The sequence below is a fragment of the Streptomyces sp. NPDC091282 genome, assembly GCF_044757385.1.
Taxonomy (GTDB): Bacteria; Actinomycetota; Actinomycetes; order Streptomycetales; family Streptomycetaceae; genus Streptomyces; species Streptomyces gramineus.
On record NZ_JBIVUX010000001.1, the window covers coordinates 833,857 to 850,507 of the forward strand.

The 16,651-nt window shown below is 69.4% G+C and carries 11 protein-coding genes and 3 pseudogenes; 9 read left to right on the top strand and 5 right to left on the bottom strand.

Going from position 1 to position 16,651, the window contains the following annotated elements; genetic code table 11:
• The first annotated feature begins 47 nt into the window (after positions 1-47).
• Complete coding sequence (locus ACIQOE_RS03810; RefSeq protein WP_401409493.1) at positions 48-731, top strand: rhomboid family intramembrane serine protease; 684 nt, start codon at positions 48-50, stop codon at positions 729-731.
• Positions 732-816: 85 nt separating this feature from the next.
• Here ACIQOE_RS03810 and ACIQOE_RS03815 read toward each other — a convergent pair.
• Positions 817-978, bottom strand: a pseudogene (locus ACIQOE_RS03815) (ATP-binding protein); the annotation flags it as partial.
• 216 nt (positions 979-1,194) lie between these two features.
• On the opposite strand from ACIQOE_RS03815, the gene ACIQOE_RS03820 reads away from it, so the two are divergent.
• The 5 genes and pseudogenes from ACIQOE_RS03820 to ACIQOE_RS03840 all read left to right on the top strand — a co-directional run bounded on the left by ACIQOE_RS03820 (position 1,195) and on the right by ACIQOE_RS03840 (position 4,752).
• A complete protein-coding gene (locus tag ACIQOE_RS03820) occupies positions 1,195-1,563 on the top strand; it encodes a hypothetical protein (RefSeq protein WP_401410099.1) in 369 nt (122 codons plus the stop codon).
• Between the two features lie 205 nt (positions 1,564-1,768).
• A pseudogene (locus ACIQOE_RS03825) lies at positions 1,769-2,116 on the top strand (hypothetical protein); the annotation flags it as partial.
• Positions 2,117-2,418: 302 nt separating this feature from the next.
• On the top strand, positions 2,419-2,805 hold the full coding sequence (locus tag ACIQOE_RS03830) for a UTRA domain-containing protein (protein WP_401410101.1): 387 nt from the start codon (positions 2,419-2,421) through the stop codon (positions 2,803-2,805).
• Positions 2,806-2,898: 93 nt separating this feature from the next.
• On the top strand, positions 2,899-3,594 hold the full coding sequence (locus tag ACIQOE_RS03835; RefSeq protein ID WP_401409495.1) for a DUF6313 family protein: 696 nt from the start codon (positions 2,899-2,901) through the stop codon (positions 3,592-3,594).
• Positions 3,595-4,040: 446 nt separating this feature from the next.
• Positions 4,041-4,752, top strand: a pseudogene (locus ACIQOE_RS03840) (transposase family protein).
• 2 nt (positions 4,753-4,754) lie between these two features.
• Here ACIQOE_RS03840 and ACIQOE_RS03845 read toward each other — a convergent pair.
• The 3 genes from ACIQOE_RS03845 to ACIQOE_RS03855 form a co-directional block, all read right to left on the bottom strand.
• Positions 4,755-5,018: a hypothetical protein gene (locus tag ACIQOE_RS03845; RefSeq protein ID WP_401409497.1), complete on the bottom strand. Its 264-nt coding sequence runs from the start codon at positions 5,016-5,018 to the stop codon at positions 4,755-4,757.
• A gap of 610 nt (positions 5,019-5,628) precedes the next feature.
• Positions 5,629-8,349, bottom strand: a complete 2,721-nt coding sequence (ppdK, locus tag ACIQOE_RS03850) for a pyruvate, phosphate dikinase (protein WP_365577025.1) — start codon at positions 8,347-8,349, stop codon at positions 5,629-5,631.
• A 440-nt stretch (positions 8,350-8,789) separates the two neighbouring features.
• A complete protein-coding gene (locus tag ACIQOE_RS03855) occupies positions 8,790-10,013 on the bottom strand; it encodes an ROK family protein (RefSeq protein ID WP_351319655.1) in 1,224 nt (407 codons plus the stop codon).
• Between the two features lie 120 nt (positions 10,014-10,133).
• On the opposite strand from ACIQOE_RS03855, the gene ACIQOE_RS03860 reads away from it, so the two are divergent.
• The 3 genes from ACIQOE_RS03860 to ACIQOE_RS03870 all read left to right on the top strand — a co-directional run bounded on the left by ACIQOE_RS03860 (position 10,134) and on the right by ACIQOE_RS03870 (position 16,077).
• Positions 10,134-11,564 carry an MGH1-like glycoside hydrolase domain-containing protein gene (locus tag ACIQOE_RS03860; RefSeq protein ID WP_401409499.1) on the top strand — a complete coding sequence of 477 codons (1,431 nt, stop codon included), beginning with the start codon at positions 10,134-10,136 and terminating at the stop codon, positions 11,562-11,564.
• A 64-nt stretch (positions 11,565-11,628) separates the two neighbouring features.
• A complete protein-coding gene (locus ACIQOE_RS03865; protein ID WP_401409501.1) occupies positions 11,629-13,566 on the top strand; it encodes a glycogen debranching N-terminal domain-containing protein in 1,938 nt (645 codons plus the stop codon).
• A 357-nt stretch (positions 13,567-13,923) separates the two neighbouring features.
• Positions 13,924-16,077, top strand: a complete 2,154-nt coding sequence (locus tag ACIQOE_RS03870) for a sulfatase-like hydrolase/transferase (RefSeq protein WP_401409503.1) — start codon at positions 13,924-13,926, stop codon at positions 16,075-16,077.
• A gap of 22 nt (positions 16,078-16,099) precedes the next feature.
• On the opposite strand, the gene ACIQOE_RS03875 is transcribed toward ACIQOE_RS03870, so the two are convergent.
• Complete coding sequence (locus ACIQOE_RS03875) at positions 16,100-16,624, bottom strand: hypothetical protein (RefSeq protein ID WP_365577018.1); 525 nt, start codon at positions 16,622-16,624, stop codon at positions 16,100-16,102.
• Positions 16,625-16,651 lie beyond the last annotated feature (27 nt).

Here is a 16,651-nt window from a genome sequence, read left to right on the forward strand (position 1 = left end):
ATATGTCGCGCGTAAAGTAACAGGTGAAGGTGGAGGGGGATGCTGCCATGGGTAGGTCGGACGCGCGGTGGGCCGGTCCGGGGCCGACGAGTCCCGAGGAGATGATCGCGGAGGCGCGCAAGGCGTTCTTCGTGATGTTCACGCTGCTGGCCGTCGTCTGGCTGGTGCAACTCGCCAACGCCGCCGACCACTACGACCTGTCCCGGCACCACGCCGTGGTCTCCGGCGACGTGGGCACGCTCCCCGACATCCTGCTCGCGCCGCTGCTGCACTGGAACTGGGCGCACATCGAGAGCAACTCCGGCCCGCTGTTCGTCTTCGGCTTCCTCGCCGCCTACCGCGGGGTCCTGCGGTTCCTCGCGCTGACCCTGCTGATCACGGTGAGCAGCGGCGCGGTGGTCTGGTTCTTCGAGAAGGGCGACGTGGCCACGGTCGGCGCCAGCGGCCTGATCTTCGGATACTTCGGTTACGTCGTCGTACGCGGCCTCTTCGACCGGCACCTGATCGACACGCTGATCGGGATCGTGATGGGCGCGTCCTTCGCCTACCTCCTCACCGTGGCCGTACCCGGCACACCGGGCGTGAGCTGGCTCGGACACCTCGGCGGCCTGCTCGGCGGCCTCCTGGGCGCCTGGCTCCTGCGCGACCGCCGCCCCCGCCCGCTCACCGACGCCACCCCGCAACCCCGCGCCGACCTCCACAAGGAACTCGGCGACCTCGGCCTCCTCTGACGACCGCCGACTCCGAACGCCTTCGAGGAACAGACCGATCCTCTGCCTGGTCTTCGGTCCTCCGAGGTACGGCGCCGCATGCCCACTGCGCGCACAGGCGGGCGAAGCCCCCCGTCCGGAGGTCCGTCGGCGGCTCCGCTTCCACCGCCCGGACCTTCACGGCCAGGTCCAAGAGCGAGCCGAGGACTACGGGCGGCAAGTCCGTGAAGTCCGTCCACAGTTCGTACTCAGTCCGCACAACCCCTGGCGATAGCACGTTTGCCGTTCTCGTCCCCACCCGAGCGGCCCAGCGCGAAATCACGAGCGACGACCGGATGGGGCGGCGCACTCTCGCCCGAGGCGGCTGATCCACCCGTCAATCCCTTTGTGCGACCGGGCAGGTCACCCCTAGCGTGCAAGCGCGTAGGAACCGTGCGTCGGGGCAGCGCGATCACACGAAAGAGGAGCAACCGCCGTGGGAATCATGGCCTCGGTCAGGGGCTGGCTGGAGTGCGACGACGAACAGCTGGCCCAGATCAAGGAGATCGTGGAAGCAGACGATCCGAAGAGCACCTACAGCGGGGGCTGGGCGTTCCCCGCTCGCCAGTACAACGACGTCAGGTGGGCCTTCTACGGAGGCAACATCCACGCGGTGTCACTCGCCTGGTTCGAGGAGAGGTTGCGTCAGATCGCCCAGATACCCGCCTCCTACAAGGACGAGGAGTACGACGAGAGGCCGCGGGGGCTGTTTCTGGTCAGCCACGAGGTCGACGGCATAAGCGAATGGAGAGTCCACAGCGGCGGCCTGGTGATCGGTGTCCCGGCCGGGGATTACCACTACCTCGACGCCTAGCCACATCACGAAGTCGCACTGGAGTACCGGCCGTCGGCGTCCGTCGGCGACCGGTCGTCGAACAGGCGCCTCCGGGATTGCCCATGGACAGTCCCGTACCTGCTGGTCACGATGCGGAAACCGCCTGGCTGAGGGCTCCGCGGTCCCGAAATCGTCCGCTCTCCCCACCCGCCGCACCAGCGGCCTACGTTCGGAGAGCGAGCAGATGACCGGCCGGCAAGCAACGACGACCTTGTGGCGCCCCACCGGCCCCAGGGAGCTGGATCTGGTTCGGGAGCTGAACTGGCGTGCCTGGCCGCCCGGACTGCCCGAGCAGCCGATCTTCTACCCGGTCCTCAACGAGGACTACGCGGTCAGGATCGCGCGGGACTGGAACGCGAAACACGATGGCGCCGGCTTCGTCACTCGTTTTGAGGTCGCATCAGAGTTCTTGGGCCGGTATCCCGTCCAGCAGGCCGGTGGGACGATCCTCGAACTCTGGGTTCCGGCCGAGGAACTGGACGACTTCAACGCCCACATCGTCGGCGAAATCCAGGTGGTCCACGAATTCCGTCGAGGCGAGGAGGCCCACAGGCGAGGCACACTGCGCGACGAGGGCGCGGACGCGGTCCGCGAAGCGCGGGCCAGAGCGGCGGATCATTTACCTGGATGACCACCCGACGGAACCGACGGACAGGAGGCCATCCGGCCGGCTGACACCGGACAGCCGTCACCCCCCGGCGAGCAGTACTCATGGCTCACCGTGGCCGGCAGGAGAAGCAGGCGGGAGAGCAGCAGGCTCCTTCAGGTCGCGGAAGTGCGGTCGCCCGCGAGGTCGCCAAAGCGCTCGGCCTGAGCGAGGGGGGCACGGCAGCCATGAGAAGCCAAGTCCTTTCGTACGACCACGTTCCGGTCGAGCTGGTCAAGTCGTACTACCCCGTTGAACCCGCCCGCGGGACCGCGATGACGGAGATGCGGAAGATCCGTGGTGGAACGTCCGCCCTGCTCCCGGAGATGGGGTACCCGCCGCGACACACGGTGGACCGAGTGCCGGCCCGAGTGCCTGCGCGAGAGCAGTTCGAAGTGCTGCAACTGCCCAACGGCCTGCCTGTCCTGCGCGCTTTCCGCGTGGCCTACGGTGATGCCGAACGTCCGATCAACAATCGCAGAGGTGGCCAGAGCCGGGCACTTGCGCGAGCTGCAAAACGAAATTCACCTGAACTCGACATGGGCGGCCCGACGGTCGACCCCTGCCCTATGTGACACTTCTGTCACAACTGACGCGTTTTCCGCCTGCGGAACGGGTTGACTCACCTAGCCTTAAGTGATTCTTTTTTTGGGGGGTCTCAGTTGCCGATGACCGCAATCCCGGTTCCGCACCACTTGGATCCGCCGCCGCGACAGCCATTAAGTAAGCGCTTCAGGAGGGCGTTTCGCTCACGGAAAGCTCTTTCGGGGACGAGTCAGTGGATAATCGACTACGGTCTCCCCTTCCTGGCGGTGTTATTCATCACGTGGCTTTTTGCTGCGCGGGTAACTGTTTTGAACAATAAAGGCAAGCTTGAAAAAGAGGGATTTGGTGGCGTCTACAGGGCATTCACCCTGATGGATGCTCCTCAGCATTTTTGGCTGTGGTCTGCCTCGATCCTCGGCTGGCTCATCGTTCCCGCGATCATCGGTGGAGTGGCGGGTCATGTAATTACTGCACGGATTGAAAGTGCCAAGCAGATGTCGTCCAGCTTCCTTTATCGACGCCGGACGATCGGGCAGCGCCTGCGACCTCCTGCGCCAATTACAGCCCTGGGCAGTTATATTAACAAATCAGTTCCCGATCAGCATTTTGTCGACGTCTTCGTGAGGATCGCGCACCGGAATTTTTGGGATATTGCGCAGGATCATTGGGAAGTCATGGTTAGCGACACCATGTCAACAGTCGACTTTGGCGAGCTTGATCGACATGAGAGCCTGCGACGTGCCGAGGATCAAAATCGCATGACAGCTTCACTCGCGGCAGTATTCGGACTGTGCGCAGTCTGTGAGGCTCAGCGATGACATACAGGCCTCAGGGGGGTCATTTCTGATGCGCTCACGAAGTGCCATCGAGAATGCTCGCGCTTCCTTGGTCCTGGCGTTTCCCAGCGCCACCGAGGAAGGGCTGGATCGCGCGGCGCAAATGATGGTGAGATGGGCGGCAGAAGGAGTTGGCGCCACTCTCGATCCATCACTTAGCGCGTTGTTGTATCAAGAACTCTGGGGCATAACTGAATCTCACGGCGAACCCCCCATGCCGCAACTGAGCTATGACGTCTGGATTCCTGCCCCCGAAAGCGACAGGACTTGGCGCCCGGTAGACCCGCCGAGGCGACCGGATCCGGGGCCTGGGAGGCAGTGAGCTATTTCCAACTTCCCGTAAAAGGCTGACAGTTCGGCTTCCAGACAGCTGAAGCCCCTGGTAGATGGGTTTTCGACCAAGAGAACCTCTCCACCAGAGGCTTCGCATGTTTGTCTACCCGTCCGGCGTCGACGTGTCCAGCTCTGCCGTGCGCTTCCTCGCCGCCCGTCCGAGGGAACACCGCCGCGCTCTCGGAACCCGATAGCGCCGCCTGAACGCAGGCCGTCAGACCCTGCTCACCCTCGCCCACCTGCGCACCGCCCAGCCCTACGCCCAGCTCGCGGCCGGATTCGAGATCGGCACCACCCACTGCTTACCGGTACATCACCGAGGCCGTCAGCCTCTTGGCCGCCCTCGCCCCCCCTCACCGAAGCCGTACGAGCGGCATCGACGAAGGCGTACGTGCTCCTGGACGGGACCCTTCTGCCGATCGACCGAACCACAGCCGACCGTCCGTCCTACTCGGGCAAACAACTGTGGGTTTCACCAACCCTGGCCGGCGCCGTCCATGACGTCCGTGCCGACGCGAGCACGGCGTCATCGAGGCATTCGCCGAGGCCGGCATCACCTGCTGGGCGGAGAAGGGCTACCAGGGGGCAGGCGGCACGTTCCGTCTCCCCTACCGCGGCCGATGGGACAGCCTTCCCACCGGCCAGCAGGCCGTCAACCGAGCCCACGCAAAGGTCCGCGCACTGGCTGAGCGGGCCATTGCCACCCTCAAGTCCTGGCGACACCTGCGCAAGCTCCGCTGCTCGACGACCCGAATCACGAGCCTCGTTCAAGCCGTCCTGGTCCTCCAGCTCGCCGCCTCGGGCTGAGATCAACCCGCAGCATTCACCAGGTCCGTCACTTCGGCCTCGGTCGTGCCCGCTCGCAGACGAACATCGAAGGTGTAACCCTCATCGCAGAACACCAGGTCAAGGTTCACTGGCGCCAGCTCGCGGAAGACGATCGCCAACCAGATCGCGTCTTCCTCCCAGACGTCCATGTACAGGCATGTGCCGTCCTGGTGCAGATAGGCCTCACCTGGGCCGTTCTCCGTCTCCAACTGCCATATGAGGCTGCGCACTTCACTGCTGTGCATTGAGTCGATCTCAACCCCGGATCACCGGGCACGGATCGCGTCTGTCAGCGCGTCACGATCGATGCGCCATCCACCCACATCACCCTCGACCACCGCCAAGAACGTCATAGCCAGGGTCTACCAGATGCCCGTGGCACAGCGCGATCGGCTATCGCCTGAAGCTGGAAAAGGCTCAGTGAGTAATCGTTCCGAGTCAAAGGTGTCGGAGCCGACCCTGTGAACCGGATTCGGTATTCCCTCACGTGTCCCCCAGTACAGGAAGGAACACATGAAACTGCAGGTAGCGAAAGGCCGGACCAGGCCCACTGTGACTGCCGGCTTCACCTTCCCCACTTCGAATCCTGACCCTGTCGCGGGCTGCGGCACCTCCCCTTGAGCCGGGGACCGAACCGTGGACGAGGCCCAGCCGTAACCGGAGGGCACAACGGCATCACGTGGGCTCAACGGCAACCAACCCCGTTTTTCCTGTTCAACGACACACCTCGCCAGCCCCCGCAGACCATGCGCCAAGGGGCGGCACCCCCGCACAGGGTGCCGCCCCCTTCTTGCGTGCCGGGGCCGTCGTCCATCGGTCTTGAGGGTCGGGGACGGACGACGGACCCGGGGTTCGTCAGCGGTGGTCGCTGCCCTCCGACTGGGTTGCCGCGCGGCCCGCTTCCAGGCGGGCGACGGGGATGCGGAACGGGGAGCAGGAGACGTAGTCCAGGCCCACCTCGTGGAAGAAGTGGACGGACTCCGGGTCACCGCCGTGTTCGCCGCAGACGCCCAGCTTGAGGTCGGGGCGGGTGGCGCGGCCGGCCTCGGCGGCCGACTTCACCAGGGAGCCGACGCCGTCGCGGTCGATGGTCTCGAAGGGGGAGACGCCGAAGATGCCCTTCTCCAGGTACGCGGTGAAGAAGGAGGCCTCCACGTCGTCGCGGCTGAAGCCCCAGACGGTCTGGGTGAGGTCGTTGGTGCCGAAGGAGAAGAACTCGGCCGCCTCCGCGATCTGGCCCGCCGTCAGCGCGGCCCGCGGGAGTTCGATCATCGTGCCGATGGAGAGCTTGAGGCTGGTGCCCGTGGCCTGCTCGACCTCCGCGATGACCTGGTCGGCCTCCTCGCGGACGATCTCCAGCTCCTGGACCGTGCCGACCAGCGGGATCATGATCTCGGCGCGCGGGTCGCCCTTGGCGTTCCTGCGTTCGGCCGCGGCCTCGGCGATGGCCCGCACCTGCATGGTGAACAGGCCGGGGATGACCAGGCCGAGGCGGACGCCGCGCAGGCCCAGCATCGGGTTCTGCTCGTGCAGGCGGTGGACCGCCTGGAGGAGGCGGAGTTCGTTCTCGTGGGGTTCCTGACGGGACTCCGCGAGGGCCACCCGGACCGACAGCTCCGTGATGTCGGGGAGGAACTCGTGCAGCGGCGGGTCGAGGAGACGGACCGTCACCGGGAGGCCGTCCATCGCCGAGAAGAGTTCGACGAAGTCCTTCTTCTGGAGCGGGAGCAGGGCCTGCAGGGCCTCCTCGCGGTCCTCCTGGGTGTCCGCCAGGATCAGGCGCTCCACCAGTTCACGGCGGTCGCCGAGGAACATGTGCTCGGTGCGGCACAGGCCGATGCCCTGGGCGCCGAAGCGGCGGGCGCGCAGCGCGTCCTCGGCGTTGTCGGCGTTGGCGCGCACCCGCAGCCGGCGCTTGCGGTCCGCGAACGCCATGATCCGGTGCACGGCCTCGACGAGTTCGCCGGCGTCCTGGGCGCCCGCGTGCATCCGGCCCTCGAAGTACTCGACGACCGGGGAGGGCACGACCGGGACCTCGCCGAGGTAGACCTTGCCGGAGGAGCCGTCGATGGAGATGACGTCGCCCTCCTCGACCACCTGGCCGCCGGGGACCGTCATGCGCCGGCGCTTGGTGTCGACCTCCAGCTCCTCCGCGCCGCACACGCAGGTCTTGCCCATGCCGCGGGCGACCACGGCCGCGTGCGAGGTCTTGCCGCCTCGGGAGGTCAGGATGCCCTCCGCCGCGATCATGCCGTCGAGGTCGTCGGGGTTGGTCTCGCGGCGGACCAGGATGACCTTCTCGCCGGAGCGGGACCACTTGACCGCGGTGTACGAGTCGAAGACCGCCTTGCCGACGGCCGCGCCCGGCGAGGCCGCGATGCCCCGGCCGGCCTGCTGAGCCTTCGCCTGCTCGTCGAAGCGCGGGAACATCAGCTGCGCGAGCTGGGCGCCGGTGACGCGCTGCAGCGCCTCCGTCTCGTCGATCAGGCCCTGGTCCACCAGCTGGGTCGCGATGCGGAAGGCGGCGCCCGCGGTGCGCTTGCCGACACGGGTCTGGAGCATCCACAGCCGGCCGCGCTCGATGGTGAACTCGATATCGCAGAGGTCCTTGTAGTGGTTCTCCAGCGTCTCCATGATCTGCATCAGCTGGTCGTACGACTTCTTGTCGATGGTCTCCAGCTCGGCGAGAGCGACCGTGTTGCGGATGCCCGCGACAACGTCCTCGCCCTGCGCATTCTGGAGGTAGTCGCCGTAGACGCCCTGGTGGCCGGAGGCCGGGTCGCGGGTGAAGGCGACGCCGGTGCCGGAGTCCGGGCCGAGGTTGCCGAAGACCATCGAGCAGACGTTGACCGCGGTGCCGAGGTCGCCGGGGATGCGCTCCTGGCGGCGGTAGAGCTTGGCGCGGTCGGTGTTCCAGGAGTCGAAGACCGCGCGGATCGCGAGGTCCATCTGCTCGCGCGGGTCCTGCGGGAAGTCCCGGCCGGCCTCCGCCTTGACGATCTTCTTGAACCTGGTGACCAGCTTCTTGAGGTCGGCCGCCTCCAGTTCGGTGTCGACGGTGACCTTCTTGGCGTCCTTGGCCGCTTCCAGGGCCTCCTCGAAGAGTTCGCCGTCGACGCCGAGGACGGTCTTGCCGAACATCTGGATGAGGCGGCGGTAGGAGTCCCACGCGAAGCGGTCGTCGCCGGCCTGCTTGGCCAGGCCCTGCACGGACTTGTCGGAGAGACCGATGTTCAGGACCGTGTCCATCATGCCGGGCATGGAGAACTTCGCGCCGGAGCGGACGGAGACCAGGAGCGGGTCGTCGGCCTGGCCGAGCTTCTTGCCCATCCGCTGCTCCAGCGCGTCGAGGTGCGCACTCACCTCGTCACGCAGTGCCACCGGTTCCTCGCCGCTGTCGAGGTAGACCTTGCAGGCTTCCGTCGTGATCGTGAAGCCGGGGGGAACGGGGAGCCCGAGGTTGGTCATCTCGGCGAGGTTCGCGCCCTTGCCACCCAGGAGGTCCTTGAGGTCCTTGTTTCCCTCGGTGAAGTCGTAAACGAACTTCGCTACGTGGGGTTCTTTGTTTTCCGACACGGGTCTCGACTCCCTGAAGGACGCGATGGCTGCCCTGACGGCGAGGAACATACCCAGATCGAAGGCGCCTGGGTACGTCTACTCGCGTGTCATGCGCTCGTAACCGACCGTCCGCCACCGGATCGAAAGTCAAAGGTTGGCAAGCGGAGAGGCGCACATGTTTTCACTTCTTGAACGCATGACTGCTCAGAGCGGCACTATTTCGCTCAGATGAGCGGGTGGACTGCACGTCTGATTTCGATCGATGAACGATCGAAGGGTGGCACCCAGTGCCACCCCTTGGAGAAGTGCAGCCGCTCAAGATCCGCTCATCTGAGCGCAACCCTTATCAAGGGTGGCGAGAATCACGCTGCCACAGACGCCGGAAGTTCACCATGCGGACAGCGGGCGGACGCGGACACCGGACGGACATGCCGCCGTCTCGCGGCGCCCCGGCCGCCTCACATCCCGAGCGCCAGCAACCGCTCCTCCACCCGGTCCGGCGCGTACAGATGCTCCACGACCAGCGCCCCGGCGCCGATCACCCCGGCCCGGTCACCGAGCCGCGAGGTCACGACGTCCAGGTGGGCGGTGGAGCGGGGCAGTGCCCGCTGGTACAGCAGCTCGCGCACGCCGGTGAGGAACGACGTGCCCGCCAGATCCCCGGCGATCATCAGCACCCCCGGGTTCAGCAGGGTCACGACCGTCGCCAGCACGTCCCCGACGCGGCGTCCGGCCTCCCTGGCCAGGGCCGCCGCCTCCGGATGGCCGGAGGCGAGCAGATCGCGCACGTCCGAGCCGGAGGCCGCCGGAACCCCCGCCTCCGCCAGCCGCCGGGCCACCGCGCCACCGCTGGCGACGGCGGCGAGGCAGCCGTACGAACCGCAGCGGCACTGCGCCTCGGCGCCCACCCGGATGTGGCCGATGTCCCCGGCGCCGCCGTCGATGCCCCGGTAGATCGAGCCGTCGACCACCACTCCGGCGCCGATACCGGTGGAGACCTTCACGAGGACGAACGCCGAGCAGTCCGGGTGCCCGGTGCGCTGTTCGCCGTACGCCATCAGGTTGGCGTCGTTGTCCACCAGGACCGGAACGCCCGGCGGCGCGCCGGTGTGCTCGGTGAACGCGCGGGCCATGCGGCCGCGTATGTCGTAGCCGTCCCAGCCCGGCATCATCGGCGGCTGGACGACGCGGCCGGTCTCGGTCTCCACCGGGCCCGGCACCGCGAGGCCGATCCCGCAGACCTCGGCCGGCGAGTGCCCGGCCTTGTCCAGCAGGTCGGCGAACCACCGGCCGAGTCCCGTGAGCACGGCGTCCGGGCCGTCCTGCACGACCAGCGTGCCCGCGTGTTCGGCCAGGATCTCGCCGGTCAGCGTGAGGACGGCGGCCCGCGCGTGCCGGGTCTCCAGATCGGCGGCCAGCACCACCGCGTGCGAGTCGTCGAATTCGAGGGTGATCGAGGGGCGGCCGCCGAGCGGCGAGTCGACCGGGCCGCCGGCGCCCTCGCGCAGCCAGCCGGCCCTGAACAGCCGGTCCAGGCGCAGGCCGACGGTCGCGCGGGAGAGCCCGGTGGCCTGCTGGAGGGCGCCGCGCGTCACGGCCCGTCCGCTGCGCACCAGCTCCAGCAGTTCGCCCGAGCTCGCCTGTCCGCCGCCCTTGCCGGTCCTGCCGGGACGTCCGGTCATGCGCACCCCCTTGTGTTTCTCAAGCTTGCATTACATATTGAGTTTTGCGTGTTAAATAGACGTAACCCTACGGTAGCCACTGCCGAACCCGGCCGGCCGGACGTCTTCGGGGAGCCCCGAGTGGATCGCACTGCCCAGCTCACAGCCCATGCGCTCGGTTCCGGGATCGCATACGATCCGCCGTCCACGCGCGCCCCCGGCCCCGCCGGTCCCGGTTCCCTGCACGTCAGGGCGGCACGGGTGCTGGCCGCCAACTGGACCGGCGGCTCGACGGTGCCGTCCCGGAGCCTGTATCCGCACCAGTGGTCCTGGGACTCGGCGTTCATCGCGATCGGCCTGCGGCACCTGTCGCCGCTGCGCGCGCAGACCGAACTGGAGACGCTGCTGGCCGCCCAGTGGGCCGACGGGCGGATCCCGCACATCGTGTTCAACCCCTCCGTGCCCCTCGACGCGTACTTCCCGAGCCCCGACTTCTGGCGTTCCTCGACCGCGGGCCGCGCCGCGGGCGCCCCGCGCACCGTACAGACCTCCGGGATCGTGCAGCCACCGGTGCACGCGCTGGCGGCGTGGCTGGTGCACCTCGCCGATCCCGGCCTGTCCCGGGCGCGCGGCTTCCTGGCCACCGTCCACCCGCGGCTCGCCGCCTGGCACCGCTACCTGCTGCACCGGCGGGACCTCGGCGGCGGCGGTCTCGCCTCCGTCGTGCACCCCTGGGAACAGGGTATGGACAACAGCCCCTGCTGGGACGCGCCCCTGGCCCGTGTCGCGCCCGCCCCCGCGCGCTCCTTCCAGCGCGCCGACCTGGACCACGGCGCCGCCGAGGACCGGCCGACGGACCTGGACTACGGGCGGTACGTACGGCTGGCCGCGGACTACCGGGACGCCGGATACGCCGACCGGCAGCGGGAGTTCGCCGTCGAGGACCCGGCGTTCAACGCGCTGCTCATCGCCTCCGAGCACGCTCTGGCGCACATCGCGCAGGAGTTGGGCGCCGCCGGTACGGCCCGCCACGCGCGCGCGGAGCGGCTGACGGCGGCGCTGGTGGAGCGGCTGTGGGACCCGGAGCGGGAGATCTTCCTCTGCCGGGACCTGCGCGGCGGCCCGATCCCCGAGCGCGGTGTCTCCGGCCTGATCCCGTTGATCGTGCCGGAGTTGCCGGGCGAGATCGCGGCCGCGCTCGTGCGGACGCTGAGCGGCCCGCACTTCGGCACCGGCACGCACCTGGTCCCCAGCTACGACCTGCTCGGCGCGGCCTTCGACCCGCACCGCTACTGGCGCGGCCCGGCCTGGGCGAACACCGGCTGGCTGCTGGAGCGGGGGCTGCGGCTGCACGGCGAACGGGAGCGGGCGGACGCGGTCGGCGCGGCGGTCGTCGAGGCGGCCGACGCCACCGGGTTCGCCGAGTACGCCGACCCGTACACGGGCGAGGCGTGCGGGGCGACCGGGTTCAGCTGGACGGCCGCGCTCGCCCTCGACCTGCACCGCCGGCAGCACGTGGCGCACCACGGACAGCTCAGCCACCGACAGCTTCAAAAGATGGACAAGAGCTGACAAAACGGGGTGTCTTCGGCAGGCGCCCCCCGTTCGACCTGTTGACCAGAGGAGGGGACCGGGGATGACGGACCGGCATCATCTGCTCGTGCACGGCGCGACGTTCGCCGCCGTGGACGACCGCGGAGACATCAGCGGCGTCCGGGGCGGCGGCTCCCCGGACGGGTTATTCGTCCGGGACGCCCGGCACCTCAGCCGCTGGCAGCTGACGGTCGACGGGGCACTGCCCGAGGTGCTGACCCCGGTCTCCGACGGGGACGGCACCCGGTGCGTGCTGGTGCCGCGCGGCGGCCGCCAGGAGCCGCCCGCGTACACCGTCTTCCGTGAACAGGCCGTCGGCGACGGTTCGTTCGCGGAGTCGCTGCGGATCACCAGCAACCGCCCGGTGCCCGCCACCGTCCGGCTCGCGATCACCGCCGACGCCGACTTCACCGACCAGTTCGAACTCCGCGCCGACCACCGCACCTACACCAAGTCCGGCGCCGTGCGCTCCCGCCAGGTCCTCGGCGACGGGCTGGAGTTCGGCTACCGCCGCGGCGAGTGGCGGTCCTGTACGACGATCAGTGCCGAACCGCCGCCGGACGGCGTGGAGGAGACCGGGACCGGCGCCCGCCGCATGGTGTGGACGCTGGAACTCGCCCCGCACGGCACCACCGAACTGGTCGTCCGCGTCATCGGGCGCCCGCACGGCGACCGGCGCGCGCTGCGCGTCCCGCGCGACCCGGCCGCGCTCAACGCACAGCTTCTCGCTCTGGAGGGCGAGTTCGTCGAGGGCGTGGCCTTCCCGACCGGCTGGCCCGAGCTGGCGGCGGCCTGTGCCCGCGGCCTCTCCGACCTCGCCGCGCTCCAGGTCCCGGCCACCGGCCCGGACGGCGAGGACCTCAAGGTGCCCGCCGCGGGCGCCCCCTGGTTCCTCACCCTGCTCGGCCGCGACGCCCTGATCACCTCCCTTTTCGCCCTGCCGTACCGCCCCCGGCTGGCCGCCGCCACCCTGCCGGCCCTCGCCGCCACCCAGGCAACCGAGGCCGGCGCGCACTCGGTGGCGCAGCCCGGCAAGATCGTGCACGAGGTGCGGCACGGCGAGCTGGCGCACTTCGGGCAGGTGCCGTACGGCCGTTACTACGGTTCCGTCGACGCCACCCCGCTCTTCCTGATCCTGCTCGGCGCCTACGTGGAGCGCACCGGCGACACCGCCATGGCCCGCCGCCTGGAGCGCAACGCCCGTGCCGCCGTCGGCTGGATGCTCGACCACGGCGGGCTGACCTCGCGCGGCTATCTCGTCTACCGCGCGGACAAGGGCGGCCTCGCCAACCAGAACTGGAAGGACTCCCCCGGCGCGATCTGCTCCGCCGACGGCGGCCGGCCGGTGGGGACCGTGATGGCGGCGGGCGCGCAGGGGTACGCGTACGACGCGCTGCGCCGCACCGCCTGGGTGGCGCGGACGGTGTGGGCCGACGAGACCTACGCGGCGCTGCTCGAACAGGCCGCGGCGGACCTGCGGGACCGGTTCCAGCGGGACTTCTGGATGCACGGGCCCGCCTTCCCCGCGCTGGCGCTGGACGGCGAGGGCCGGCAGGTCGACGCGCTCGCCTCGGACGCCGGGCACCTGCTGTGGTCGGGGCTGCTCGACAAGGAGTACGGCGAGGAGGTCGGGCGGCGGCTGCTGGAGCCGGACTTCTTCTCGGGGTGGGGGGTACGGACGCTGGCCGCCGGGCAGGCCGCGTACCACCCGCTGTCGTACCACCGGGGATCGGTGTGGCCGCACGACAACGCGCTCATCGCGCTGGGGCTGGCCCGCTACGGGCTGCACGACGAGGCGCGGGCCGTGGCGCACGGGCTGGTCGACGCGGCGACGGCCGGCGGGCACCGGCTGCCGGAGGTGCTGGCCGGATACGGGCGGGACACGCATCCGGAACCGGTTCCGTATCCGCATGCGTGCGTGCGGGAGTCCAGGTCGGCGGCGGCGCCGCTGGCGCTGCTGACCGCGGTGGGCGGGGCGTAGCCTCCGCGGTGGCCCGCGCCTCACCAGAGGCACGCTGTATTTGCCCCTTGTTTGCCGAAAGACCTGAACAGGGGCCTGGTGAGGACCGTACGGAAGGACGGCGGGGCCGGCTCTCCTCGGCGCCGGCCCGCCGTCTCCGTTCCACGGGTCTCGCACGGAAGGACCTCCGGGTTGCCTCAGCACACGAGCATTCGCCAGTCATCGGACACGCCCTCGGGGCCGTCCGAACGCGAGGCCGCACCGGCGGAGTCCGAGACCCCGGCGCCCGGGAGCACCGACGCGGCCGCCGGACCGGGACCGGCCGAGCCGGAACCCGCTCCGGATCGCGCTCCGGAACCCGCTCCGGGATCAGGCCCGGTGTCGGACACCACGACCGACGGTCCCGCACCGTCCACCGAGACCGCGACCGCCACCGAATCGGCGGCCACCGAGCCCGAAACGGCGATAGCCACGGCCGGGACGTCCGACGCCACGCCCGGGAATGCGGACGCCGAGGCCGAATCGGCGGACAGCACGCCGGGAAGTGCGGACGCCACGCCCGGTAGGTCCGACGCCACGCCCGGGAAACCGGACGCCGAGACCGAGGCGGCCGGAACCGTCGTATCCAAAGCCGAGGCCGAGGCCGAATCCGGTTCGGCGGCGCTCGAATCCGAGGCAGCCGTCTCCGAGGCCGAGGCCGAGGGACGGGCCGACACCGGCACAGACACAGACACAGACACCGGCGCCGACACCGACGCCACCTCCGGCGACGCGAGCGCGGAGGGATCCGCCGGGGGCGCCGTCCCGGACGCGGGCGGGCGGCGGCGCGGGTGGGCCGCCTGGAGCGGGCGGGTCCGGGTGCGGCGGGCGGCCTGGCGGGACGTTCATCCCGGTGCCGCCTCCGCGATCTCCGTCGGGATCACTGTGCTCTGCGCCGCGCTGGTGATCGCCGCGCTGGTGATGCCGAACACCCTCGTCGGGCTCGGCCCGGCGAAGTTCCTGCGGATCCCGTCCGAGGGGATCGTCGCGGCGGCCGTCGCGCTGGCGCTGCCCCGGCGGCCCCGGATCGTGCTGGCCACGGTGTTCGGCATCGTGCTCGGCGCGCTGACCCTGATCAACTTCCTCGACATGGGGTTCACCGAGTACCTCGGGCGGAGCTTCAACGCGATCCTGGACTGGAGCCTGCTCGGCGACGCGGAGTCGTACCTGGAGGACACCCTCGGAAAGACGGCCACCGTCGCTGTCAGCGTCGGCGCCGTCGTCCTGGTGCTGCTGCTGTTCGTGCTGCTCGCCCTGGCCACGGTACGGCTGAGCAATCTGCTGGCCCGGCATCAGCGGCAGGCCACCCGGGGCACGCTGATCGCCGGTGTCGTCTGGATCACCTGCTCCTCCTTCGGCCTCCAGATCGCCGGCGGGGTGCCGCTCGCCTCCGACCGCACCGCGAACGCGCTGGAGATCAAGGCCCGTCAGGTCCGCGACACCCTGCACGACGAGGCGGAGTTCCGGAAGGTCGCCAAGGTGGACGCGTTCGGGAACACCCCGGCCGACCAGCTGGTGCCCGACCTGCGCGGCAAGGACATGATCTTCACGTTCATCGAGAGCTACGGCCGCAGCGCCATCGAGGACCCGATCGAGGCACCCGGGGTCGACAGCACGCTCGACGCCCAGACCAAGGCGCTCGCCAAGGCCGGCTTCGCCGCCAAGAGCGGATGGCTGACGTCGGCGACCTACGGCGGCAGCAGCTGGCTCGGGCACTCCACCACCATGTCGGGGCTGTGGGTGAGCAACCAGCAGCGCTACCGGACGGTCATGGCGAGCGACCACCTCAGCATCACCAAGGCCTTCCAGAAGACCGGTGACTTCGACACGGTCGGCGTGATGCCGGGCATCCAGAAGGGCTGGCCGGAGCAGAGCTACTACGGCCTGGACAAGGTCTACAACGCCTTCCAGCTCGGCTACCAGGGGCCGAAGTTCAGCTGGTCGACGATGCCCGACCAGTACGCGCTCCAGCAGTTCCAGGAGCGGGTGCACAGCAAGAAGCCGGCCGACGGCAAGTCGCGGATGTCGTTCCTGATCCTGACCTCCAGCCACCAGCCGTGGGCGCCGATCCCGAAGATGGTGCCGTGGGACCAGCTGGGCGACGGTTCGGTCTTCGACGCCATCCAGAAGGCCGGCAACAAGGCCTCCGACGTCATCGCCGACACCACCAAGTCACGTCAGGAGTACGGCAAGTCGGTCCAGTACTCGGTGACCGCGCTCTCCGAGTGGCTGCAGCGCTACGGCAACGACGACACGGTGCTGGTCTTCCTCGGCGACCACCAGCCGATCGCCCGGGTCAGCGGCAACCACGCCAACCGTGACGTGCCGATCTCGATCGTCGCCAAGGACCCGAAGGTGCTCGACGCGATCGACTCCTGGAACTGGACCGACGGTCTGCGTCCGGCGCACGACGCCCCGGTGTGGAAGATGAGCGCGTTCCGCGACAAGTTCCTGACCGCCTACGGCTCCACCCCGCACCCGAAGACGAACTGACGCAGGGAGGAGGCACCGCCGCTCAGGACGCCTCCGTCGCCGCCCGCGCCACCTCGACGAACTCCGCCAGGCACCGCGTGAAGCCCTGACGGGCCTCGTCGAAAAGGTCGCGGGCGCCGGCCTCCCCGAGCGAGTGCCGGTACAGGGCCCCGTTCGCCCGTCTCGCCGCCTCCAGGACCGCCTGGGCGGCCGTCGCGGCGGGAGCGGGGCCTTCCAGGGCCACGATCCGCACACGGTGCAGCAGCAGGTCGTAGGCGCTTCTCAGGTCCGCGCGCAGGTCGTCCAGGCCGGTCGGCGCGGCCGGTGGGGACCCGCCGTGCAGCAGGAAGTCGCCCTTCCAGTACAGCTCGCCCTTGGCGTGGGCCTGTGCCATGAAGTCCGCGTAGGCCGCGCGCCGCGACTCCCGCACCCGGCCGAGCCGCTCGGCGCGTGCCGAGGCCTCCGCCTGCACCCTGGCCGCGCGCACATTGCCCAGATTGGTCACCCAGCCCGCCAGTACCGCGGTCCCGCCGGTGAACGCCGCGACCCACACCGCACTGTCCCCCATGGGGGCAAGTGTCGAAGGGCCCCGGCT